General features: G+C 69.4%; 17 protein-coding genes. 7 read left to right on the forward strand and 10 right to left on the reverse strand.

The annotated features are described in order from the left end of the window. The first annotated feature begins 53 nt into the window (after window positions 1–53). Window positions 54–1,409 (forward strand): MATE family efflux transporter, encoded by a 1,356-nt coding sequence (locus tag DEIPH_RS03575; protein WP_034353940.1) that lies wholly within the window; start codon window positions 54–56, stop codon window positions 1,407–1,409. Window positions 1,410–1,412: 3 nt separating this feature from the next. Here DEIPH_RS03575 and paaK read toward each other — a convergent pair whose 3' ends face one another. From paaK to gcl, 9 genes are all read right to left on the reverse strand, one after another. Beyond that, window positions 1,413–2,693 carry a phenylacetate--CoA ligase PaaK gene (gene paaK / locus DEIPH_RS03580; protein WP_034353944.1) on the reverse strand — a complete coding sequence of 427 codons (1,281 nt, stop codon included), beginning with the start codon at window positions 2,691–2,693 and terminating at the stop codon, window positions 1,413–1,415. After that, window positions 2,674–4,098: an FAD-binding oxidoreductase gene (locus DEIPH_RS03585; protein WP_034353946.1), complete on the reverse strand. Its 1,425-nt coding sequence runs from the start codon at window positions 4,096–4,098 to the stop codon at window positions 2,674–2,676. The genes paaK and DEIPH_RS03585 overlap by 20 nt, the downstream gene beginning before the upstream one ends. A 129-nt stretch (window positions 4,099–4,227) precedes the next feature. Continuing rightward, window positions 4,228–5,373, reverse strand: a complete 1,146-nt coding sequence (locus DEIPH_RS03590) for an ABC transporter substrate-binding protein (protein ID WP_034353949.1) — start codon at window positions 5,371–5,373, stop codon at window positions 4,228–4,230. 217 nt (window positions 5,374–5,590) lie between these two features. Next, on the reverse strand, window positions 5,591–6,391 hold the full coding sequence (locus DEIPH_RS03595; RefSeq protein WP_034353953.1) for an IclR family transcriptional regulator: 801 nt from the start codon (window positions 6,389–6,391) through the stop codon (window positions 5,591–5,593). Between the two features lie 61 nt (window positions 6,392–6,452). Beyond that, on the reverse strand, window positions 6,453–7,991 hold the full coding sequence (gene aceB / locus DEIPH_RS03600; RefSeq protein ID WP_034354233.1) for a malate synthase A: 1,539 nt from the start codon (window positions 7,989–7,991) through the stop codon (window positions 6,453–6,455). A 359-nt stretch (window positions 7,992–8,350) separates the two neighbouring features. After that, window positions 8,351–9,619 (reverse strand): glycerate kinase type-2 family protein, encoded by a 1,269-nt coding sequence (locus DEIPH_RS03605; RefSeq protein ID WP_200868149.1) that lies wholly within the window; start codon window positions 9,617–9,619, stop codon window positions 8,351–8,353. A 1-nt stretch (window position 9,620) separates the two neighbouring features. Next, complete coding sequence (locus DEIPH_RS03610; RefSeq protein WP_034353956.1) at window positions 9,621–10,517, reverse strand: 2-hydroxy-3-oxopropionate reductase; 897 nt, start codon at window positions 10,515–10,517, stop codon at window positions 9,621–9,623. After that, the gene (gene hyi, locus DEIPH_RS03615; protein WP_034353958.1) at window positions 10,514–11,317 is read right to left on the reverse strand and encodes a hydroxypyruvate isomerase; all 804 of its coding nucleotides are present in this window, start codon (window positions 11,315–11,317) and stop codon (window positions 10,514–10,516) included. The genes DEIPH_RS03610 and hyi overlap by 4 nt, the downstream gene beginning before the upstream one ends. A 69-nt stretch (window positions 11,318–11,386) precedes the next feature. Beyond that, a complete protein-coding gene (gene gcl / locus DEIPH_RS03620) occupies window positions 11,387–13,165 on the reverse strand; it encodes a glyoxylate carboligase (RefSeq protein ID WP_034353961.1) in 1,779 nt (592 codons plus the stop codon). A gap of 334 nt (window positions 13,166–13,499) precedes the next feature. Here gcl and DEIPH_RS03625 point away from each other — a divergent pair, with 334 nt between their 5' ends. The 6 genes from DEIPH_RS03625 (at window position 13,500) to DEIPH_RS03650 (ending at window position 20,806) form a co-directional block, all read left to right on the forward strand. Next, window positions 13,500–14,882: an aldolase/citrate lyase/malate synthase family protein gene (locus tag DEIPH_RS03625; protein ID WP_034353964.1), complete on the forward strand. Its 1,383-nt coding sequence runs from the start codon at window positions 13,500–13,502 to the stop codon at window positions 14,880–14,882. Then, a complete protein-coding gene (locus DEIPH_RS03630; RefSeq protein WP_034353969.1) occupies window positions 14,879–16,132 on the forward strand; it encodes an allantoate amidohydrolase in 1,254 nt (417 codons plus the stop codon). The genes DEIPH_RS03625 and DEIPH_RS03630 overlap by 4 nt, the downstream gene beginning before the upstream one ends. Continuing rightward, window positions 16,132–17,496, forward strand: a complete 1,365-nt coding sequence (locus DEIPH_RS03635) for an allantoinase (protein WP_034353972.1) — start codon at window positions 16,132–16,134, stop codon at window positions 17,494–17,496. The genes DEIPH_RS03630 and DEIPH_RS03635 overlap by 1 nt, the downstream gene beginning before the upstream one ends. Then, window positions 17,493–18,266: a (S)-ureidoglycine aminohydrolase gene (allE, locus tag DEIPH_RS03640; RefSeq protein ID WP_081790756.1), complete on the forward strand. Its 774-nt coding sequence runs from the start codon at window positions 17,493–17,495 to the stop codon at window positions 18,264–18,266. The genes DEIPH_RS03635 and allE overlap by 4 nt, the downstream gene beginning before the upstream one ends. Before the next feature lie 108 nt (window positions 18,267–18,374). Further along, window positions 18,375–20,126 (forward strand): NAD-dependent malic enzyme, encoded by a 1,752-nt coding sequence (locus DEIPH_RS03645; RefSeq protein ID WP_034353975.1) that lies wholly within the window; start codon window positions 18,375–18,377, stop codon window positions 20,124–20,126. Continuing rightward, window positions 20,123–20,806 carry an MIP/aquaporin family protein gene (locus DEIPH_RS03650; RefSeq protein WP_034353978.1) on the forward strand — a complete coding sequence of 228 codons (684 nt, stop codon included), beginning with the start codon at window positions 20,123–20,125 and terminating at the stop codon, window positions 20,804–20,806. The genes DEIPH_RS03645 and DEIPH_RS03650 overlap by 4 nt, the downstream gene beginning before the upstream one ends. A 64-nt stretch (window positions 20,807–20,870) precedes the next feature. On the opposite strand, the gene DEIPH_RS03655 is transcribed toward DEIPH_RS03650, so the two are convergent. Beyond that, a complete protein-coding gene (locus DEIPH_RS03655; RefSeq protein WP_051517119.1) occupies window positions 20,871–22,280 on the reverse strand; it encodes an 8-oxoguanine deaminase in 1,410 nt (469 codons plus the stop codon). Window positions 22,281–22,369: the final 89 nt, after the last annotated feature.

Genomic DNA, 22,369 nt, shown 5'->3' on the forward strand with positions numbered 1-22,369 from the left:
GCAGGCAGACATCTGCGTGCCTCCTCCGGACCTGCCCAGCTTACACTTGGGGCGTGACCACCGACCCCGCGCCCTCTCTTGCCCACGCCCCGCCACGTGGAGAGCTGGCCGCCCTCGTCCGGCTGGCGGGGCCGGTGATCGTGTCCCAGTTCGCCTCGAACGCGCTGACCCTGATCGGGACGGCGGTGATCGGGCGGCTGGGCGCGGCGGAGCTGGCAGCGGCGGCCTACGCGAACGCGGCCTATTCCCTGCTGTTCATGGTGCTGCTGGGCATGATGCTCTCGGTCGCGCCCCGCGCCGCACAGGCCCACGGCGCGGGGGACGCGGCGGGGGTGGCACGGGCACTGCGCGGCGGGCTGTGGCTGGCCCTGGGGCTGTCGGCCCTGGCCCTGCCGCTGATGTGGGGGGTGGCGGCGCGGCTACCGACCCTGGCCCCGGAAGGCATTCGTGCCGACCTGGCCGCGACTTACCTGCGTATCTACGCCCTGAGCCTGCCGCCGATGCTGGCCTTCACGGCGCTGCGCGGCTCGCTGGAAGGAACCGGGCGGCCCCGCACCGTCACGGCGGTGGCGCTGGCTGGGGTGGCGCTGGTGTCGCTGCTCAGCCCGGCGCTGGCCTTCGGGTGGGGGCCGCTACCCGCGCTGGGGCTGGCGGGAGCGGCGGCGGCGAGCGCCCTGACCGCCTGGGGCACGGCCCTCACGCTGCTGCCGGTGGCGCTGCGCCGCGCACCCCGCGTTCCGCAGCTCGGCCCCGTCCGGGCCGAGGTCGGTGCCCTGCTGCGCCTGGGCTGGCCCATCGGCCTGACCCTGGGGGCAGAAGGCGGCATGTTCAGCGTGACGGCCCTGCTGATGGCCCGCTTCGGCACGGAAGCCCTCGCCGCGCACAACGTCGCGCTTCAGGTCATCACGGCGGTGTTCATGATTCCGCTGGGCCTGGCGACCGCCACCGGCATCCGGGTGGCCCACGCGGCCGGGGCCGGGGACCGGGCCGGCGCACGCCGCGCGGGCCTGACCGGAATAGCCGTCGCGGCGGGCGTGATGCTGGCCTTCGCGGGCCTGGAACTGCTCGCGCCGCGCACGGTGCTGGGCATCTTCGTGAACGTGCAGAACCCGGAGAATCTCGCCCTGGTCGGCACGGCGACCTCGCTGCTGGCGATCGCCGCCCTGTTCCAGACCGTGGACGGCGTGCAGGTCACGGCGAATGCGGCGCTGCGCGGCCTGCACGACACCCGCTGGCCGCTGCTGATCTCGCTGACGGCGTACTGGGGCGTGGGCCTGGGCGTCGGGACGCTGCTGGCCTTCGGGCTGGGCGTGGGGCCGCGTGGGCTGTGGTTCGGGCTGACGGCGGGGCTGGTCACGGCGGCGGCGCTGCTCCTCACGCGGTTTTTGCGGCGGACACGGGCCGCCTGAACCTCACTCCGGCGCGCGCAGGTCCGTGACCCGCTTCAGCTTGCCGCCCTCGCTGCGGGGCAGGCTGCCGGGCACGCACAGGTCACAGGTGATGGTCACGCCGACCTGCACCTTCACCAGCCGCTCGATCTCGGCGCGCAGGGCCGCGCTTTCCGTCTGGGTCTCCACCCGCAGCGTGAGGTCGTCGCGGGTGCCGGTGCGGGTCAGGACCACGTGGTAATGCGGGCTGACCTGCCCCATCCCCACCAGCACGGCCTCCAGCTGCGTCGGGTATACGTTCACGCCGCGCAGGATGATCAGGTCGTCGGCGCGCCCGCGCAGCTGGTCCATCCGCCGGAAGGTCCGCCCGGTGCTGTTCTGTTCGGGAATCAGCCGGGTGATGTCGCCCGTCCAGTAGCGCAGCACGGGCAGGGCGGTGCGGGTCATGGAACTCAGGACCAGCACGCCGTACTCGCCGTCAGGCAGCACCTCGCCCGTCTCGGGATGCACGATCGCGGGGTAGAAGTGGTCTTCCCAGAGGTAACTGCCCCGCTGCTCGGCGGCGTCCTCGTTGCTGACGCCGGGGCCGATGATTTCCGACAGGCCGTAGATGTTGGTGGCGGTCACGCCCAGCCGGGCTTCCACCTCCTGCCGGGTCTTGTCGGTCCAGGGTTCGGCCCCCAGCACGGCGAAGCGCAGCGCCAGATCGTCCGGGCCGAGGCCACGCCGGGCCAGTTCGCCCGCCAGCACCAGCGCGTAGCTGGGCGTGCAGGCGATCACCTCGGGCTGAAGGTCGAGCAGGAGTTGCACCTGACGCTCGGTGCCGCCGCCCGATACCGGCACGGTGCAGAGGCCCAGGCGTTCGGCTCCGCCGTGCAGGCCCAGCCCCCCGGTAAAGAGGCCGTACCCGTAGGCATTGTGAAAGGTCATGCCGGGCCGCGCGCCCGCCGCGTACAGGCTGCGGGCGACCACCTCCGCGAACACGTTCAGGTCGTTCTCGTCGTAGGCGACGACGGTCGGTTTGCCGGTGGTGCCGCTGCTGGCGTGCAGCCGGCGAAGCTGCTCGCGGGGCACGGCGGTCAGGCCCAGCGGGTAGGCGTCGCGCAAGTCACTCTTGCGCGTCAGCGGAAAGCGGGCCAGGTCTTCCAGCGTGCGGAGGTCATCCGGCGTGACGCCCGCTGCCGCGAACTTGGCACGGTAGGCGGGCACCTGTTCATATTGCCGGGCCACCATCGCCTGAAGTTGCGCGAGTTGCAGGGCGCGGAGCTGGGGGAGGGGCATCGCCTCACGGTCGGGCTGGAACATCATTCCTCCAGGGCGGCAGCGTGTCGGGGTCACCGACCACCTTGCCGGGATTGAGCAGGTCGAGGGGGTCGAATAGGGCCTTCACGTCCCGCATCACGTCCAGGGCGTCCCCGTGCTCGGCGCGCAGGTAGGCGCGCTTGCGCAGGCCCACGCCGTGTTCGCCCGTGCAGGTGCCGCCGACCGCGACAGCGTGGGCCGCGAGGTCGTGCAGCACGTGGTCGATCCGCGCCCAGGCTTCCGCGTCATCGGGCGGGGCGTGCATCAAGAGGTGCAGATTCCCGTCCCCGATGTGCCCGACCAGCGGTGCGGTCAGGCCGTGCCCGTCCAGCAGCCGCAGCGCGAGGGCCGCCGTATCCGCCAGCGCGGGCAGAGGCACGCACACGTCCCCGATACGGGTGCCGTGGCCGGGCCAGGCGGCGCGCAGCGCGTCGTAGACGGCGTGCCGGGCAGCCCACAGCGCGGACTGAGCCTCGGGGGCGCGGGCCTCGCCCACCACCTGGCCGCCGTGCAGTTCCGCCGCCTCCCGCAGCAGCGCGAGTTGCGCGGTCACGTCGGCCCCGTCCCGCCCCGCGACCTCCACCCAGAGGGTCGGGGCTTCGGGGTCATGGCGGTCACGGTGACGGTTCACGGCGCGGATCGTCGCGGCGTCCACGAACTCCAGCCGCTCGGGCAGCACGCCCAGACCGCGCACGGTCACGCTGGCGAGGACGGCGGCAGCCACCTCCGGGAAGGCGAGCTGCACGCTGGCTGTGACGGGCGGCAGTGGATGCAGCCGCAACGTCAACGAGGTGATGACGCCCAGCGTGCCCTCCGACCCCAGAAAGAGGTGCTTCAGCGCATAGCCGCTGCTGCTCTTGCGGGCGGCGCTGCCCAGCGTCAGCACCCGCCCGTCCAGCAGGGCCACGCGCAGGGCCGCCACGTTCTCGCGCATGCCGCCGTAGCGCACGGTGGTCGTGCCGCTGGCATTGGTGGCCGCCATGCCGCCGAACGAGGCATCTGCGCCCGGATCGACCGGAAAGAACAGGCCGTGCGGTCGCAACCGGCGGTTCAGCGCTGTCCGCCGCACGCCCGTTCCGACCGTCACGGTCAAGCCGACCGGGTCCACCTCTCCAACGGCGTCCAGGCCACTCAGATCGAGAGACACGGCCCCCGGCATGGGCAGGGCGGCCCCTTCCAGGCTGGTGCCCGCGCCCCAGGGGGTGACGGGCACGCCGTATTCCCGCGCCACAGCGAGCGTGGCGAGCACATCCGCTTCGGACTGGGCGAACACCACCGCCGCCGGGATGCAGGTATACGGCGTGCCCTCGTCGTGCGCGTGGGCGTTCCGGTCGCCGCTCGCCACGCTCACCCGGTCGCCCAGCCGCTCCCGCAAGGCGTCCTGCCAGCCGCTTCCCCACTCTGTCAACGCCCCGCCCTCCTTTCCATAAGCGGGGGCCAGGCCACCCTCGCCCGGCCCCTCTGCCACGGATTTCGCCGGGTTCCCGGACAGCACCCCGGTGCTGGACAGGATTCCGTCGGCATCCGTCCTGCCTGCTTACTTGATCAGTTTCCAGGTGCCGTTCACGACCTGCACCATCACGCGGCTGCGGGCATCCAGGCCCAGGTGGTCCTGGGGGCTGAAGTTGAAGATGCCGTGGGCGCCGATCACGTTCCGGGTGCCTTCCAGGGCGTCACGCAGGGCGGCGCGAAACTCGGGCGTGCCGGGTTTGGCCTTTTTCAGCGCGGCCGGAATGGCCTTCTGCATGATCAATCCCGCGTCCCACATATGGGCGCCGAAGGTGCTCACGGAGTCCTTGCCGTACCGGTCCTCGTAGCGGTTCACGTAGGCCAGGCCGACCTTCTTGCTGGGGTTGGTGTCGGGCAGCTGATCGGCCACCAGCACCGGCCCGGCGGGCAGGATCGCGCCTTCCACGTCCTTGCCGCCCACCCGCAGGAAGTCGGCGTTGGCGACCCCGTGCGTCTGGTAGATCTTGCCGGTATACCCGCGGTCGCCCAGCGTCCTCTGCGGCAGCACGGCGGGCACGCCCGACGCGCCGATCAGCACGGCGTCGGGCTTGGCCGCCATCACCTTGAGAATCTGGCCGGTCACGCTGGTATCGCTGCGGCCATACTTCTCGACGGCCACCACCTTGATGCCGCGCGCCGCCGCGTTCTTCTGGAGTTCCGCCAGCCACCCCTCGCCGTAGGCGTCGTTGAAGCCGATGTAGCCGACCGTCTTGATCTTGTTCTGCTGCATGTGCTGGGCGATGGCGGCGGCCATCAGCGCGTCGGTCTGCGGGGTCTTGAATACCCAGCTGCGGCGCGCGTCCACCGGCTTGATGATCGCCTCCGACGCCGCGAGGCTGATCATGGGCACCTTGGCTTCGGACACCACGTCGATCATGGCGAGCGAGGCCGGTGTGGTGGTGGTCCCGACGATCAGATCCACCTTATTGTCCTGAATCAGCTTGCGGGCGGCGGTCACGGCGGCGGTCGTGTCGGAGGCGTCGTCCAGAATGGTGTACACGATCTTCTGCCCGCCGATGGTCTGGGGCAGAAGCGCGACCGTGTTCTTCTCGGGAATGCCCAGGCTGGCGGCCGGACCGGTCGAGGAGACGATCACGCCCACCCGCACGTCCGCGAGCGCCAGCGAGGAGGAGGCGAGCAGGGCAGTCAGGAGCAGTCGGGTGGGCCTTTTCATGGGTGAACCTCCACAGGAATCGCCCCGCAAAGGGCGGGCAGCAAGGGGAATCTGGACTGTGCTTGCGCGAATGGTAGCAGAAAGCGCCGCCACACCGGCGGGCGTTCGGCAGCAGAGGACGGGGGCGTGACAGACAGAAGGCAGCAAGGAAGCGGGGCGAGGTTCTCCCCCGCCCCGCCTCCCGCCGGTCTGCTCTTTCCGGTCCAGCTCTGCCCAGCTATTCCCAGCCCAGCCGCCCGGACACTTGGGCCGCCGCACGGTTCATGCGCTCCGCCACTTCCGGAATCTGATCGCTGCTGAAGCGGGAAGTGGGCGCGGAGATGCTCAGCGAGGCCACGACCTGCCCGGTCTGGTCGCGCACGGGCACGGCCACGCAGCGCACGCCCAGTTCACGTTCCTCGTCGTCGAGGCTGTAGCCCTGCTCGCGCACGCGCCCCAGCTCGGCCATCAGCGCGGGCAGGGTGGTGATGGAGTGCGGCGTATAGGCCGGATAGGGGCCGTCGCCCAGCTTCTGGCGGGTGTCCTGCTCGGGCCGCCAGGCCAGCAGCACCTTGCCGACGCCCGAGCAGTGCAGCGGCGCGCTGGCCCCCAGATGTGTGAACATCCGCACCAGTTGCCGGCCCTCCACCTGATGCACGTAGACCGCTTCGGTGTCGTACAGGACCGCCAGATTCACCGTCTCGTTCAGCTCGGCCACCAGGGCTTCCATCTCGGGATGGGCCGCCCCGATCAGGTTGCTGCGCTCGGCGAAGGCCAGCCCCACCTGATAGGCCCGCAGGCCCACGCTGAACATCCCAGTCTGCTCCTCCCACTCGACAAAGCCCTGTTGCCGCAGGGTTTCGAGCAGGCGGTAGGTGGTGCTGACCGACAGGCCCACCTGCCGGGCAATCTGGCTCAGCGGCGCGCGGCGCAGTTCCTTGAGGGCGAGCAGGACCAGCAGCCCGCGTTCCAGGGTGCGGACGCTGCCGGTTTCGCCGCTGCGGGAGCGGCCTGGTTTTTGCCGTGTGGTCGTGGTCATAGGGTTCCCCGGACAAGGTAGAGCGTCTGCGCGCCGGGTATTGTTCCCGCCGGAACCGACTTCAAGCGAGCTGCCGGTAGGCGGGCAGCGTCAGGAACTCGGCCAGCGGCGAGCGGGTGGAGACTTCTTTGAACAGCTGGCCCGCCTCGGCGTAGTCGGGACCGAGCTTGTCCAGTTCCTCCTGAAAGAGGCTGTCCAGCAGCTCGGGCGTGAGCGTGCGGCCGTCCTCCAGTTTCACGCCCTGGTGCAGCCACTGCCACAGCTGGGCGCGGCTGATCTCGGCGGTGGCGGCGTCCTCCATCAGGTTGTGGATCGGCACCGCGCCCCGGCCCTGGAGCCAGGCGGCGAGGTACTGGATGCCCACACTGATGTTCATGCGCACGCCGCCTTCGGTGATGGTGCCCTCGGGCGGAGTCAGCAGGTCCTGCGCCGTCACCTTCAGGTCCGCCTGCTTGTCCGAATCGATCTGGTTGGGCGCAGGCATCAGCCGGTCGAAGACCTCGGTCGCCAGCTGCACCATGCCGGGGTGCGCGACCCAGGTGCCGTCGTGGCCGTTGGTCGCCTCGCGCTCCTTGTCGGCGCGGACCTGCTCGAAGGCGCGTTCGTTGGCCGCCGGGTCGTTCTTGACGGGGATAAAGGCGCTCATGCCGCCGATGGCGGGGGCGCCGCGCCTGTGGCAGGTCTTGACGGCCAGCTTGGAGTAGTTCGCCATCATCGGTGTCGCCATCGTGACCTGGGCGCGGTCGGGCAGAACCCTGTCACCCCGGTTCCTGAACTTCTTGATGTAGGAAAAGATGTAGTCCCAGCGCCCGCTGTTCAGGCCCGCCGAGTGTTCGCGCAGCTCGTAGAGAATCTCGTCCATCTCGAAGGCGGCCAGAATCGTCTCGATCAGGACCGTGGCGCGGATGGTGCCGCGCGCCGCGCCCAGCGTGTCTTCAGTGTACGTGAAGACATCGTTCCACCAGCGGGCTTCGAGGTGGCTTTCGAGCTTGGGAATGTAGAAGTAGGTCCCGGTACCGCGCCTGAGCCTCTCCTGCATGTTGTGGAAGGCGTACAGGCCGAAGTCGAACAGGGGACCACTCATCGTCTCGCCGTCCACCGTCACGTGCTTTTCCGGCAGATGCAGGCCGCGCGGCCGCACCAGCAGCATGGCGGGCTTGTCTTGCAGGCGGTAGATCTTGCCTCCCTGGTCCAGCGAGATGGTGCCGCGCACCGCGTCGCACAGGTTGAGTTGCCCGTCCACCACGTTTTCCCAGGTGGGGCTGCTGGCGTCCTCGAAGTCGGCCATGAACATGCGCGCGCCGCTGTTCAGGGCGTTGATGATCATCTTGCGGTCCACCGGCCCGGTGATCTCCACCCGGCGGTCCTGAAGGTCGGCGGGCAACGGGCTGATCTTCCAGTCGCCCGCGCGGATATCCGCCGTCCCGGGCAGGAAGTCGGGCAGCTCGCCCGCGTCCAGCCTGGATTGCCGCTCCTCGCGGGCTGCCAGCAGTTCGCGGCGGCGGCCATCGAAGCGCCGGTGCAGGTCCGCCACGAAGGCCAGCGCCTCGGGCGTCAGAATCTCGGCGTACTCCGTCTGAACGGGAGCGTTGATGGTCATACCGGCGGGCAGTTGCAGGGTGGTGGTCACGGAAATCTCCTGGGGAAGGGGAACGGGGGGACGCGAACGGGAATTTCACTCTATGAAGCTGATTTCCATTTTAATGGAGAGGACAGCCTGTGGAAGCCTGCCAGGCGTCCCTTTGTGAGTAACGCCGCCGTCCGCCTTCAGGCCAGAACGGCTGACCCCCCGCAGGTGCCGGGCCAGCCGCCTTTCCTCTCCCCGGGGGCCACCTAGAGCATTTGTCAAAAAGGGACCTTCTTTTTGACCGAGCGGAGCGAGTGCAATAGGGAGAGCGTTTGGGAGAATGGAACCGTTGGAGGTGTTTTCCCTCCAACGGTGTAATTCGGACAAATGCTCTACTCCACGAAAATGGCGCGGTAGTCGTTGAGGTTGTGCCCACTGGGGCCGGTAACCAGAGCGTCCCCCAGCGCCGCAAAGAAGGTGCCCGAGTCGTTGCGGGCCAGAAACTCGCGCGGGTCCAGGCCGAGGGCGTGGGCACGGGCCAGCGAATCGGGCGTCAGAAAGGCCCCCGCCGCGTCACTGTTGCCGTCGATGCCGTCCGAACCGGCGGAGAGGGCATACACGCCGCGTTCGCCCAGGTCTTCAAGCAGCCAGAGCGCGAATTCCTGATTGCGCCCGCCGCGCCCCTCGCCGCGCACGGTCACGGTGGCTTCCCCACCCGAGAGCAGCACCAGCGGCCCCCGAAAGGGCGTGCCGTGGTCGCGGATCCCCTGCACCAGCGAGGCGTGGAACCCGGCCAGATCGCGCGCCTCGCCCTCGAAGGTGTCCGAGAGGATCACCGCTTCCACCCCCTGTCCCGTCAGGTACGCCTGCGCCGCCTCCAGCAAGACGCGGTTCGAGCCGATGATGGTGTTCTCGACGTGGGGCAGTTCGCCGGGCTTGGGTGTCTCGTCCAGCTCACCCCGCGCGCCTGCCGAGAGATGGGCGCGGGCCTCGGGCGCCTCGATGCCGTAGCGGTCCAGCACCGCCAGCGCCTCCGCGAAGGTGGTGTCGTCCGGCACGGTGGGACCGCTGGCGATCACCGAGGGGTCGTCGCCGATCACGTCCGAGATCAGCAGGGCGCGGACCTGTGCCCGGGTCGCCTGCGCCAGCCGCCCGCCCTTCACCTGCGAGAGGTGCTTGCGGACGGCGTTGATCTCCTCGATGGCCGCACCCGCCCGCAACAGCTCACGGGTGAGCGCCTGCTTCTGCGCCAGCGTCACGCCCCAGGGGGCGCTGAGCAGGGCGCTGCCCCCACCGGAGACGAGCACGAGGAGCTGCGCCCCTTCCGGCAACTCCCGCACCCGCGCCAGCGCCTGCTCGGCGGCCCCGGTGCTGTTCTCGTCGGGGACCGGGTGGCTGCCGGGCAAGACTTCTGCCCCCTCCGGCGCGCTGAGGTCCAGCGTTCCGCGCGGCGGCACCGCCAGGCCGGGCACACCGGGGTAAGCCTCCAGCGCGGCGCGCAGCATCGGCAGCGCGGCTTTTCCGAACGCCAGCACGAAGTCGGGGTGCGGCCCGGTCAAATAGGGGGCCAGCAGGCGGGCGGGGGCGACCGCCTCCAGCGCCGAACGGTAGCTGTCTTCCAGCAGCACCCGCATGTGGGCGGCCTTGCCCGGCGCGGTCATCTCAGTCCAGCCCGGACAGCTTCGCGTACAGCGCCGCGAGGCCCGAGTGGTCGAGGTCGCCCATGCCCTGCGCGATCATGCTGTTCATCAGCTCGGCGGCATTCGCGGTGGCGAAGAGGGGCACGGCCTGCTCGCGGCCCGCCTCCAGCGCGAGACGCAGGTCCTTGCGGTGCAGGTGGATGCGGAAGCCCGGCTTGAAGTTGCCGTCCAGAATGCGCTGCCCGTGCAGGTCCAGAATGCGGCTCTGCGCGAACCCACCCAGCAGCGCCTCGCGCACCTTCGCCGCGTCCACGCCACTCTTGCGCGCCAGGGTGAGCGCCTCAGCCACCGCCTGGATGGTCAGCGCCACGACAATCTGGTTACAGATCTTGGTCACCTGCCCGGCACCGGGACCGCCGATGTAGACGATGTTCTTGCCGACCGCCTCGAACACCGGGCGGGCACGCTCGAAGGCGTCCTCGCTGCCGCCCACCATGATGCTGAGGGTGGCCTGCTGCGCACCGACTTCCCCGCCGGACACGGGCGCGTCGAGGGCATCGGCTCCCTTCGCCTTCAGCGCCTCCGCGACCTTCTGCGCGGTACTGGGCGCGATGCTGCTCATGTCGATGTAGAGGCCACCGGGCTTCAGGCCCTCCGCCACGCCGTTCTCGCCCAGCACGACCTCTTCCACCTGCGGGCTGTCGGGCAGCATGGTGATCACGATGTCGCTCTGCTCCGCGACCTCGCGGGCAGTGCGGGCCACCTGCGCGCCCTCGGCGGCGAGCGCCTGCTCCGCCTCGGGGCCACGGTTGTTCACAGTGAGGCTGTAGCCCGCCTTCATCAGGTTGCGGGCCATCGGGAGGCCCATGATGCCCAGACCGATAAAGCCGATACGTTCCTTTTGCGTGCCCGTCGTCATGCCTGCACTCCTTCCTTGAGGGCCTGCATCCAGGCCAGCGAAGCCACCGTGTCCCCCTCGGGGATGTATTCCAGGCCCACGTACCCGTCGTACCCGTCCCGGTCCAGCGCGGCCAGCACGAAGGGATAGTTGATCTCCCCGGTGCCCGGCTGGTGACGGCCCGGCACGTCCGCGAGCTGCACGTGCCCGATCCGGTCCTGAAGACGGCGGAAGGTGTCGAGCAGTTGCCCCTCGGTGCGCTGCTGGTGGTACAGATCGTACTGAATCTTCAGGTTGTCCGCGCCCACCTCATCGATCAGGGCGGCGGCCTGGTCGGGCGTGCGGAGGAAGAAGCCGGGGATGTCGTGCGGGTTGATCGGCTCAATGAGGAGAGTGACGCTCACTTTCTTCAGTTCGGCAGCGGCATAGCGCAGGTTCTCCACCAGCACGTGGCGGGCCTTGCCCTCGTCCGCCCCAGCGGGCAGTTTGCCGACCAAGCAGTTCACCAGGGGCGGCGCGCCGTCATTCCGCAGCGCCTCCACGTAGGTCAGCGCGCGCGTCACGCCCTGGCGGAACTCCTCCTGGCGGTCCGGCAGCACGGCGATCCCGCGCTCCCCGGCCTCCCAGTTCCCAGCGGGCAGGTTGAAGAGCACCTGCTTCAGCCCATGCCCCTGAAGCTGCGCGCGCAGTTCCTCCGGCGAGAAGGGGTAGGGAAACATGTACTCGACGGCATCGAAGCCCGCCTGTCGGGCGGCAGCGAACCGCTCCAGGAACGGCACTTCCTGAAACAGCATGGTGAGATTGGCAGCAAATTTGGTCATAAGTCCCTCGGGAGTGAGGACTAAGGGGTAGGGATTAGGTTTCTTCCTGATCCCCGCCCCCTCAGCTCTTCAGTCCAGCAACGCGATGGCCGTCGGCGCGTCCTCTTTGGCATTCTCGGCCAGGTCCTCGAACTCGGTGATGTTGTTGATCTCGGTGCCCATGCTGATGTTGGTCACACGCTCCAGGATCACTTCCACCACCACCGGCACGCGGTGCTCGCGCATCAGGTCGCGGGCCTTCTCGAAGGCGGGCAGGATGTCGTCGGGCTTGAACACGCGCAGCGCCTTGCAGCCCAGGCCCTCCACCACCTTGAGGTGGTCCACGCCGTAGCCGTTCACCTCGGGCGAGTTGATGTTCTCGAAGGCGAGCTGCACCTGATAGTCCATGTCGAAGCCGCGCTGCGACTGGCGGATCAATCCCAGGTAGGAGTTGTTCACGAGCACCTGGAGGAAGGGCAGGTTGAACTGTGCGCCCACCGCCAGTTCCTCGATCATGAACTGGAAGTCGTAGTCGCCGGAGAGGGCCACGACTTCCGCGTCGGGGCAGGCGGCGGCCACACCCAGGGCGGCGGGCACGGTCCAGCCCAGCGGCCCGGCCTGACCGGCGTTGATCCAGTGACGCGGCTTGTAGACGTGCAGGAACTGTCCGCCCGCAATCTGCGACAGGCCGATGGTGGTGACGTAAGTCACGTCGCGGCCGAACGCCTTGTTCATCTCCTCGTAGACGCGCTGGGGCTTGATCGGCACGTTGTCATAGTGCGTCTTGCGCAGCATGGTGGCCTTGCGCTCGCGGCACTGTTCGGCCCACTCGCCCCGGTCCTTGAGCTTCCCGGCGGCGCGCCACTCGCGGGCCACCTCGACGAAGAGTTCCAGCGCGGCCTTCGCGTCGGAGACGATGCCGTAGTCGGGGCCGAACACGCGCCCGATCTGGGTGGGTTCGATGTCCACGTGGACGAACTTGCGCCCCTCGGTGTACACGTCCAGCCCGCCGGTGTGGCGGTTGGCCCAGCGGTTGCCGATTCCCAGCACGAAATCGGAGGCCAGCATCGTCGCGTTGCCGTAGCGCTGCGAGGTCTGGAGGCCCACCATGCCCGCCATCAGCGGGTGGTCGTCGGGAATGGTGCCCCAGCCCATCAGGGTGGGGATCACGGGCACGCCGGTGAGTTCCGCGAAGGTCTGGAGCAGGTCCGAGGCGTCCGCATTGACCACGCCGCCGCCCGACACGATCAGCGGGCGCTCGGCCTCGTTGAGCATCGTCATCGCCTTTTCGATCTGGGCGCGGGTCGCGGCGGGCTTGTAGACGGGCAGGGGCGAGTAGGTCTCGGGGTCGAACTCGATCTCGGCCATCTGCACGTCGAAGGGCAGGTCGATCAGGACCGGGCCGGGGCGACCCGAGCGCATCAGGTGGAAGGCCTGCTGGAAGACGCGCGGAACGAGGGCGGGTTCGCGCACCGTCACGGCCATCTTGGTGACCGGCTTGGCGATGCTCTCGATGTCCACCGCCTGAAAGTCTTCCTTGTACAGGCGGGCGCGGGGGGCCTGACCGGTGATGCACAGGATCGGCACGCTGTCGGCAATGGCCGCGTACAGGCCGGTGATCATATCCGTCCCGGCGGGGCCGCTGGTGCCGATGCACACGCCGATGTTTCCGGCCTTGGCGCGGGTGTACCCGTCGGCCATGTGCGAGGCCCCCTCGACGTGGCGGGCCAGGATGTGATTCACCCCACCGATCTTCCGCAGCGCGGCATACAGCGGGTTGATGGCGGCTCCCGGCACCCCGAAGGCGGTATCCACACCCTCCAGGCGCATCACGTGTACGGCGGCCTCGACCGCAGTCATCTTCGGCATCTTCTTTTCCTCCTTGCAGGAAGCGTAAGTGCCCCCGCTGCTTTTGTCAATCCGTAGAACTGTTTTTCATCTTATGAAGAAATCCATCCTTGCCGCAGCCGTCAGGAAAGCGGGCGAAAGACGAGCGGCGGTCGGGGCGGGGTGCTACACTAGCTGAAACTACTTCGTCGTCTATGTTTTATAGAGTAAAAAATATGTCCGCTCTTTGACAAATATGGCGGACGCGTGTTACACCCTAGGCACAGCCGCTCAGCCCTCTTTCCCCGTGCCGTTCCTGCTGGAGATGTGGAGACCCAGCGTACCCCGCCCCAGGCGCGGCCCCCCGGAGATACCTGTGACCACACCCGGCACCGACCTGCACCGCACACTCCAGGGCCTTTTCGCGGAGCGCCGGCGCACCCTGCTCTCCCGCCCCCGGGGCGACTGGACACCCGGCTTTGACCCCCGGACCACGGCCATCCGCGCGGGCGACTGGCAGGTGGCGCCCCCGCCCGCCGAGCTGCAAGTCCGCCAGGTAGAGCAACTGGTGGAACCCAACGACGCGGCGGCGCTTCAGGCCGCCCTGCAAGCTGGCCCCGACGCGCTGATCTTCGACTTCGACGACACCTTCTCGCCCACCCCGGAGAACCTCCGCAGCGGGCACGCGAACCTGCGGAGCGCGCCCGCGACGGGTGGCCCCCTCCCGATGACCCGCCCCCGTCCGCTTTACATGGAAGATGAAAACGGGGACAGCGCCAGCCTTCAGGACCTAGCCGCCTACGTGGAGGCGTTCGGAGAGCGGGAGACGCTCTACGTGTACATCCCCAAGCTGGAGTTTCCCGAAGAGGCCGAGTTCTGGCAGGACCTGCTGACGGAAGCCGAGCGGCTCACGGGGCGCGCGCCGAACAGCATCCGGGTCTGCATCCAGATCGAGACGCTGCCCGGGGCCTTCTACGCCGATGAACTGCTGTACGCGCTGCGGGAGCGGGCTTTCGGGCTGAACGCGGGGAGATGGGATTATGTGTTCAGCACGCTTAAATGGCTGGGCACAGACCCGCGCTTCTGCCTGCCCGAACGGGGTGAGCTGCATATGGGGCAACCCTCGATGCGGGCCTACGAGGAGAATCTGGCGCGGGTCTGTGCCCGCCGGGGCGCGCAGGCGATTGGGGGGACTGCTGCGCTGGCCCCCGACCCCGCCGACCCCGAACCTGCTCTGGCCACGGTCCGAGCCGACAAGGAACGCGAGGCGTCACAGGGCTACGTGGCGGCCTGGGCCGGGCTGCCGGGCCTGATTCCGACCGTCCGGGAAGTGTTCCAGTCCGCCCCGCCCGCCTCCCCGCCCTCTCCCAAGCCCGAGGAGGAAGTCGCGGCGGAACTGCTGGCCTTTCCCCGCGCGGAACAGGTCCCACTTTCCGCCGTGCGCGAGGCCATCGGCGTGACCGTGACGTACTTCCGGGCCTGGCTGGCCGGGCAGGGCGTGAACGTGCGAAACAATCGGGTGGAGGACACCGCCACCGCCGAACTGGCCCGCGCGCAACTGTGGCAGTGGGTGCATCACCGCATTCGGCTGGACAATGGAGAGGTGCTGACGCCCGAGCGGTTCACCGCGTGGCTGGCCGAGCAGGCCGACCCGCAGGAACCCGCCGCGCGGCTGCTGCGCGCCCTGGTTCTGCCCGAACGCTGCCCGCCCTTCTTTCCCGCCGCCGCCCGCACCCTCGACGAGGTTCATCCCGCATGACCACTTCCCGACCCTCCAACGCACTGACCGATCTGGCCGAACGCACCCTCACCTGCTGCGCCGATATCGCCTCCTACACCGAGGAACCCGGCCAGATTACCCGCACCTTCCTCTGCGCGCCGATGCATGACACGCATGCCCGGCTGGACGCCTGGGCCGCCGCGCTGGGCCTCCAGACCCGCGAGGACGCCGCCGGCAACTGGCGCGCATCCCGCCGCAGCCAGCAACCGAATGCCCGCACCCTGGTCATCGGCTCGCACCTCGACAGCGTGCCCAACGCGGGCGCGTATGACGGCGTGCTGGGCGTGGTGCTGGGGCTGGCGCTGCTGGACGCGCTGAAGGACACGGAGCTGCCCTACCATGTCGAACTCGTGGGCTTCAGCGAGGAGGAAGGCGTGCGCTTCAGTGTGCCCTTCATCGGCAGCCGGGCGCTGCTGGGGACCGCCGAGGAACTGCTGACCGTGACCGACGCGCAGGGCAAAACGGTCGCGCAGGCCATCACCGAGTATGGGCTGGACGTGGGGCAGCTCGCGGCGGCGCAGCTCAGGGAAGACGTGCTGGGCTACCTGGAAATGCACATCGAGCAGGGGCCGGTGCTGGAGGCCGAGGACCGTTCGCTGGCCGCCGTGAATGCCATCGCCGGGCAATCGCGCCTGAACTTCACCTTCACCGGTAAGGCCAACCACGCGGGCACCACGCCCATGCACCTGCGCCGCGATGCGCTGGCCGGCGCGAGTGCCTTTGTGCTGGCCGCCGAGAACCTGGCGCGCAACACGCCCGGCCTGGTCGCCACCGTCGGCGCACTCAGGCCGCTGCCCGGCGCCAGCAACGTGATTCCCGGCGAGGTGCAGTTCACGTTGGACCTCCGCCACGCGCAGGACGAGGTGCGGGAGGCGGCGCTGGCGCAGCTCCTCGCGGAAGCGCAGCAGCTCGCGGAGGCACGCGACCTCACCTTCACCCACGAGGTGCGGCTGGAGGAAGAGGCCACGCCGATGGACCCCGCCCTCACCGAACTGCTGGGCGAGGCGCTGAGCCAGGAGGGCCACGTTTCTACCCCAATGGTCAGCGGCGCAGGGCACGACGCGATGCTGCTGGGCCACACCTGGCCCGCCGTCATGCTCTTCCTCCGCAGCCCCGGCGGGCTGAGCCACCACCCCGAAGAGGCCGTGCGTGAGGAGGACGTGGAGGCAGCGTTGCGCGTCGGCACCCGCTTCCTGCAACTGCTCGCTGAGCGGGAGGAGGCGCGCTGATGTACGACCTGCTGGTGCGCGGCGGGCAAGTGGTGCGGGAAGGGGGTGTGGAGACGGCCGACCTGGGCGTGGTGGAAGGCCGCATCGTGGAGATCGCCCCTGAACTGACGGGGGGCGCCCGCGAGGAGATCGACGCGCGTGGCCTGCACGTCTTTCCCGGCGCGGTGGATATCCACGTCCACTTCAACGAGCCGGGCCGCACCGAATGGGAAGGGATCGACACCGGCAGCCGGGCTCTGGCGGCGGGGGGCGGCACCGTCTTCGCGGACATGCCGCTGAACAGCGCGCCGCCGGTCATTGACGCCGCGACCCTGGACGCCAAGCGGCAGGTGGCGGAGGGGCAATCCTACACGGACTTCGCGCTGTGGGGCGGCCTGACCTCCGGCAACCTGGCCTGGCTGCCCGACCTGGCCGAGGCGGGCGCGGTGGGCTTCAAAGCGTTCATGAGCAACAGCGGCCTGGCCGAGTTCACGTCTCCCGACGACCTGACGCTCTACGAGGGGATGAAGGTGGCGCGCGAACTGGACCGGATCGTGGCGCTGCACGCGGAGAACGATTCCATCACCGGGGGCCTCGCCGTGCGGATTCGTGCGGAGGGTGGCAGCAGTTGCGCGGACTACCTGCGCAGCCGCCCCGCCATCGCGGAGGTGGAGGCGGTGGGCCGTGCCCTGCTGCTGGCCGAGGAGACGGGCGCGAAAATCCACCTCGTCCACCTCAGCACCGGGCGGGCGGTGGCGCTGGCCGCCGAGGCCCGCGCGCGCGGCGTGGACGTGAGCATCGAAACCTGCCCGCATTACCTCTCCTTCACCGGTGAGGACATGGAGCGGCTGGGCGCGGTGCTGAAGTGCGCGCCGCCCCTGCGCCCGCAGCGGGAGGTGGACGCGTTGTGGTCGGCCATCTGCGAGGGCCTCATCGACACCATCGGCTCGGACCACTCGCCCAGCAGCCTGGACCTCAAGACCGGGGAGGACTTCTTCAGCATCTGGGGCGGCATCGCGGGCGTGCAGTCCACGCTCTCAGTCCTGCTGACCGAGGGCCGGGAGCGCGGCCTGTCCCTGCCCGACATCGCCCGCCTGTGCGCCCGCACGCCCGCTGAGCGCTTCGGCCTCGCCGGGAAGGGCCGCCTGGACCCCGGCGCGGACGCCGACCTGGCGCTGGTGGCCCTCGACACCGAGTGGGTCCACACCCAGGACGACCTGCACACCCGCTGGAAGTTCAGCCCTTACGTGGGCCGGACTTTCCGGGGTCAGGTGCGCCGCACGCTGCTGCGCGGCCAGACCGTGTACCAGGACGGCCACTTTCCCCATCCGCCCCAGGGCCGCTTCCTGCGTCCCGCCCCCATTCCCCAGGAGGAAACCGCTTGAACTGCCAACCCAGCCTGCAACAGCTCGGCCAGACCCGCAGCGTCGTGAATCAGGAATACGCGCTGCTGACGCCCGAAACCTTTATCCGGACCACTGCCCTCGAATGGAAGAACACGGCCTGTATCGTCCACATCGCCCCGGTGATCGGGCAGGGCGCACGCTTCACCCAGTTCACCGCCGAGATGGCCCCCGGCGCGGAAGCGAGCGCGCCTCCCCGTGACATCCAGCGGTTCGTCTTCGTGCTGGACGGCGAGGTGGAACTTTCCGTGAACGGCGAGACGCACCGCCTCGGTGAATACGACTACGCCTACCTGCCCGCCGGGACAGACCACACGCTGCGCAGCGAACAGGCCGCCCGCGTCTCGGTGTTCGAGAAGCGTTTTCACCCGCAGCTGGAGGGCCTGCCGGCGCCGGAAGTCTTCCTCGGCAATGAGCGCCAACTGGAGGGCTACGAGTTCGAGGGCGACCCCGGCCTGATCGCCCGCAAGCTGCTGCCCGACGCGGCGCAGTTCGACTTCATCGTAACCACCATGAGCTACGCGCCGGGCGCCACGCTGCCCTACGTGGAGATTCATTACATGGAACACGGCCTGCTGATGCTGGAGGGCGAAGGCATCTACCGCCTGGGTGAACGCCTGCTGCCGGTCACGCAGGGCGACGTGATCTGGATGGGCGCGCACTGCCCGCAGTGGTACGGCGCGCTGGGCAAGACGTGGAGCAAGTACCTGCTCTACAAGGACATGAACCGCCACCCGCTGGAACTCCGCTAACCCCGCCCCTTCCCCGCCCGCCCCGCAGATCTGGGGGCTTCCTGGAACAGTTCTGAAATTCTTTTTCATTGCGTAAAAGCCAGCGCACCTGCCCCGAGAGGAGACAGCATGACCACCACCGAGGACCGCCTTCCCGTCACCACCCATTACGACGTGCGACGCGACGCCCAGGGCCGCCGTTACCTCGAACCCTTCGTGAAGGGCTTCGACCTCACCCGCATCCCCCTGCTGAACAAGGGCACCGCCTTTACCCACGAGGAGCGCGAGACGCTGGGCCTCGACGGATTGATCGCGCCGCAGGTGGACACGCTGGAGACGCTGGTGGACCGCCTCTACCGCGACTACGTGCAGATTCAGGAGCCGCTCGACCGGCACGTGTTCCTACGCAACCTGCAAGACCGCAACGAGGTGCTGTTCTACGCGCTGCTGGCCGCGCACGTGGGGGAGATGCTGCCCATCGTGTACACGCCCACCGTGGGCCAGGCGGTGCAGGAGTTCAGCAAGATCTACCGCGTGCCGCGCGGCCTGATGCTCTCGACCGACAACATCGGGCGGGCAGAGCAGGCGCTGGAGAACGTGCCGCTGAACGACGTGCGCATCATCGTGGCGACCGATTCCAGCGCGATTCTGGGCATCGGGGACCAGGGCTTCGGCGGGATGGGCATTTCTATAGGCAAGCTCAGCCTCTATGTGGTGGCGGGCGGCGTGGGGCCGGACAAAACGTTGCCGGTCGAGCTGGGCGTGGGCACCAACCGGCAGGACCTGCTGGACGATCCCGACTATCTGGGCGTGCGCCACCGGCGCCTGACCGGGGACGAGTACCTGGCGTTCGTGGACCGCTTCGTGGAGGCGACCCGGAAACGGTATCCCAAGGCGATCATCCAGTGGGAGGACTTTTCCAAGGACGCGGCTTTCCAGGTTCTGGAGCGCTACCGCAAGGTGGTACCGAGCTTCAACGACGACATTCAGGGCACCGGCGCGGTCACGCTGGCGGGCGTGCTGCGGGCCTGCGCCGTGAAGGGTGAGCGGCTGGCCGAACAGGTGATCGTGATTCACGGGGCGGGAGCCGGCGGCGCTGGTGTCGCCACCGCCATCCGCGAGGGCCTGAAGCGCGAGGGCCTCGGCGCGGACGAGATTGCCCAGCGTGTCTTCGTCCTCGACTCGCGCGGCCTGCTCACCGACGACCGCCAGATGGAGGACTACAAGCAGTCCCTTGCCACGCCGAAGGCCGTGACGGACGGCTGGGCGGGCACCGACCTCCTGAACGTGGTGCGTGAGGCGAAGGCCACCGTGCTGCTGGGCCTCAGCGGGCAGGGCGGTATCTTCAGCGAGGACGTGGTGAAGGCCGTTCACGCCAATGCCGCGCGGCCCATCGTCTTCCCGCTGTCCAACCCCACCGCCAACACCGAAGCGCTCCCCGAGGACGTGCTGCGCTGGACGGACGGCGCGGCGCTCGTCGCCACCGGCAGCCCCTTCGCCCCGGTGGAGCTGAACGGGCAGACGTACGCCATCGGGCAGGGCAACAACGCCTTCATTTTCCCCGGCCTGGGCTTCGGCGCGATCCTGGCGGGCGCGAGCGAGATCACCGACGAGATGGTGCTGGAGGCCGCCTACGCGCTGGCCGACTACACCGCCCGGACGCACCCGGGCCGCCTCTACCCGCCCGTCAGCGAGCTGCCCGAGGCCAGCGTGGAGGTCGCCGTGCGCGTGATCGGGCAGACGCTGCGCGACGGCGTGGCGCAGGAGAAGGGGCTGGACGGCCTGGACGAGGCGGCGCTGACCGACCTGGTGCGCGCCAGGTTCTGGACGCCGAAGTACCTGCCGTTCCGCGCGCCTGCTCAGGAGGGCCAGCAGGCATGATCCTCGGCAAGATGCTGGCCGAGTTGATCGGCACCTTTACCCTGGTGTTCGTCGGCATGTTCGCCATCGCCAACGGCGCGGACCTGCTGGGCGTGGCCTTCGCGCACGGCCTCGCCATCGCCGTGATGGCGACCGCGCTGGGCACCGTCAGCGGCGGGCAGTTCAACCCCGCCGTGAGCCTGGGCCTCAGCCTGATCGGCAAGCAGACCTGGGGGGACACGCTGCGCTTTGCGCTGGCGCAGCTCGTGGGCGGGGCGCTGGGGGCCTTCGCCGTGCTGGGCCTGAAGGGTCAGGCGGCGCTCGCGCAGGCGGGCTTCGGGCAGCCCAACCCCGGCCTGGGCGTCAGCGCCATGACCGCGCTGGGGATGGAAACCCTCCTGACCTTCTTCCTGGTGCTGGTGATCCTGAAGGTCGCCGTGCGGCAGGGGCACGCGCTGGGCGGCCTGATCGTGGGCCTCACCATCGTGATGGATATCCTGGCGGGCGGCCCCATTTCCGGCGCGGCGATGAACCCCGCCCGCGTGTTCGGCCCGGCGCTGGTATCCGGCGACTGGACCTCCCAGTGGGTGTACTGGGTCGGCCCGCTGCTGGGCGCGGGACTGGCGGCGGCCACGGCCCGGACACTGTGGCGCCTGCCCACCCAGCCGGTGGCCCCGGCGGCGGAGGGACAGCCCGCCTGAACCTGAAAGCGTGAGAGGGAGAGGCCCAGATGCGGCCTCTCCCTCTCTTTTGGCGTGAAAAGTCTCAGCCCTCGATCATCGCCCGGCTCAGGCGCTCGTGACGCTCCAGCAGGGGCGGCAGGTCCAGCGTCGCCAGTTCGCCACCTTCCACGACCACACGCCCGCCGACCATGTTCAGGGCCACACGCGGCGGGCTGCACAGCGTCAGGGCGGCGAGGGGGTTGTGCCTGGAACCGGCGAACGTCAGCGACCGCAGGTCCACCGCGACTAGATCGGCGGCAAAGCCGGGGGCAAGCTGGCCGATATCGTCCCGGCCCAGCACCTCGGCCCCGCCGCGCGTGGCGAGCCAGAGGGCTTCCAGCGCAGTCAGGGCGTCCGCCGTGCGGGGGGCCTCACCGGGAGCGCCGCGCACACGCGAGGAGAGCAATGCCTGCCGCGCCTCCCCGATCAGGTGGGCGCCGTCGTTGCTGGCGCTGCCGTCCACGCCGAGGGCCACCTTCACCCCGGCTTCCAGCAGTGTTCTGACGGGCGCGATGCCGCTCGCCAGACGCATGTTGCTGCTGGGGCAGTGGGCGACGCCGCAGCCGCACTGGCCCAGGCGCACGGCGTCCGCCGGGCTGAAATGCACCCCGTGCGCGAACCACACGTCCGGCCCCAGCCACTCCACCGACTCGGCGTAGTCCAGCGGGCGTAGGCCGAACTTTGCCAGGCAGAAGGCGTCCTCGTCGGCGGTTTCGGCCAGGTGGGTGTGGAGCATCACGCCGCGCGACCGGGCCAGCCGGGCACTCTCGCGCATCAGGTCGCCCGTCACCGAGAAGGGCGAGCAGGGGGCCAGGGCCACCCGCGTCCGGGCCAGCGGCGCGGAATCGTGGAAGGCCGCGATCACGCGCTCGCTGTCGCGCAGGATGTGGTCCTCACGTTCCACGGCGCGGTCGGGCGGCAGCCCCCCCTGTGACTCGCCCAGGCTCATGCTGCCGCGTGTGGCGTGGAAGCGCAGGCCCGTTTCCAGGGCCGCGTGGATGGTGTCGTCCAGCCGCACCCCGTTGGGGTAGAGATACAGGTGGTCGCTGCTGGTGGTGCAGCCGGAGAGCGCCAGCTCGGCCAGCCCCACCTGGGCGCTCACGAAGGCCGCTTCCGGCGTCAGGCGCAGCCAGATCGGGTACAGGGTCCGCAGCCAGTCGAACAGCCCCGCGTCGGGCGCCAGGCAGCGGGTGAGGTTCTGGTAGAGGTGATGGTGGGTGTTGATCAGACCGGGCAGGACCACGTGCCCGCCGAGGTCGCGGACCTGGTGGTCGGGGGCCAGCAGTTCGGCGGGCAGGTCGCGTTCGGGGCCGACCCAGCGCACGCGCTCGCCCTCGATCAGCACGGCGGCGTCGGGAATCGGGGGGGCGGGGGCCGCACGTTCGCCCTGCATGGTCAGCAGGGTGTGGATGCCGCGCAGCAAGGTCTGGGGAGCAGGGGCCGGGTGGGTCATGACAGAACCTCCTGAAGAAAAACGGTCCCGACCACACGGGTCAGGACCTGGAGTTGAGAAATGCCCTGGAAGGGGGCGGGCAGATCAGG

This window comes from Deinococcus phoenicis (genome assembly GCF_000599865.1).
GTDB lineage: Bacteria > Deinococcota > Deinococci > Deinococcales > Deinococcaceae > Deinococcus > Deinococcus phoenicis.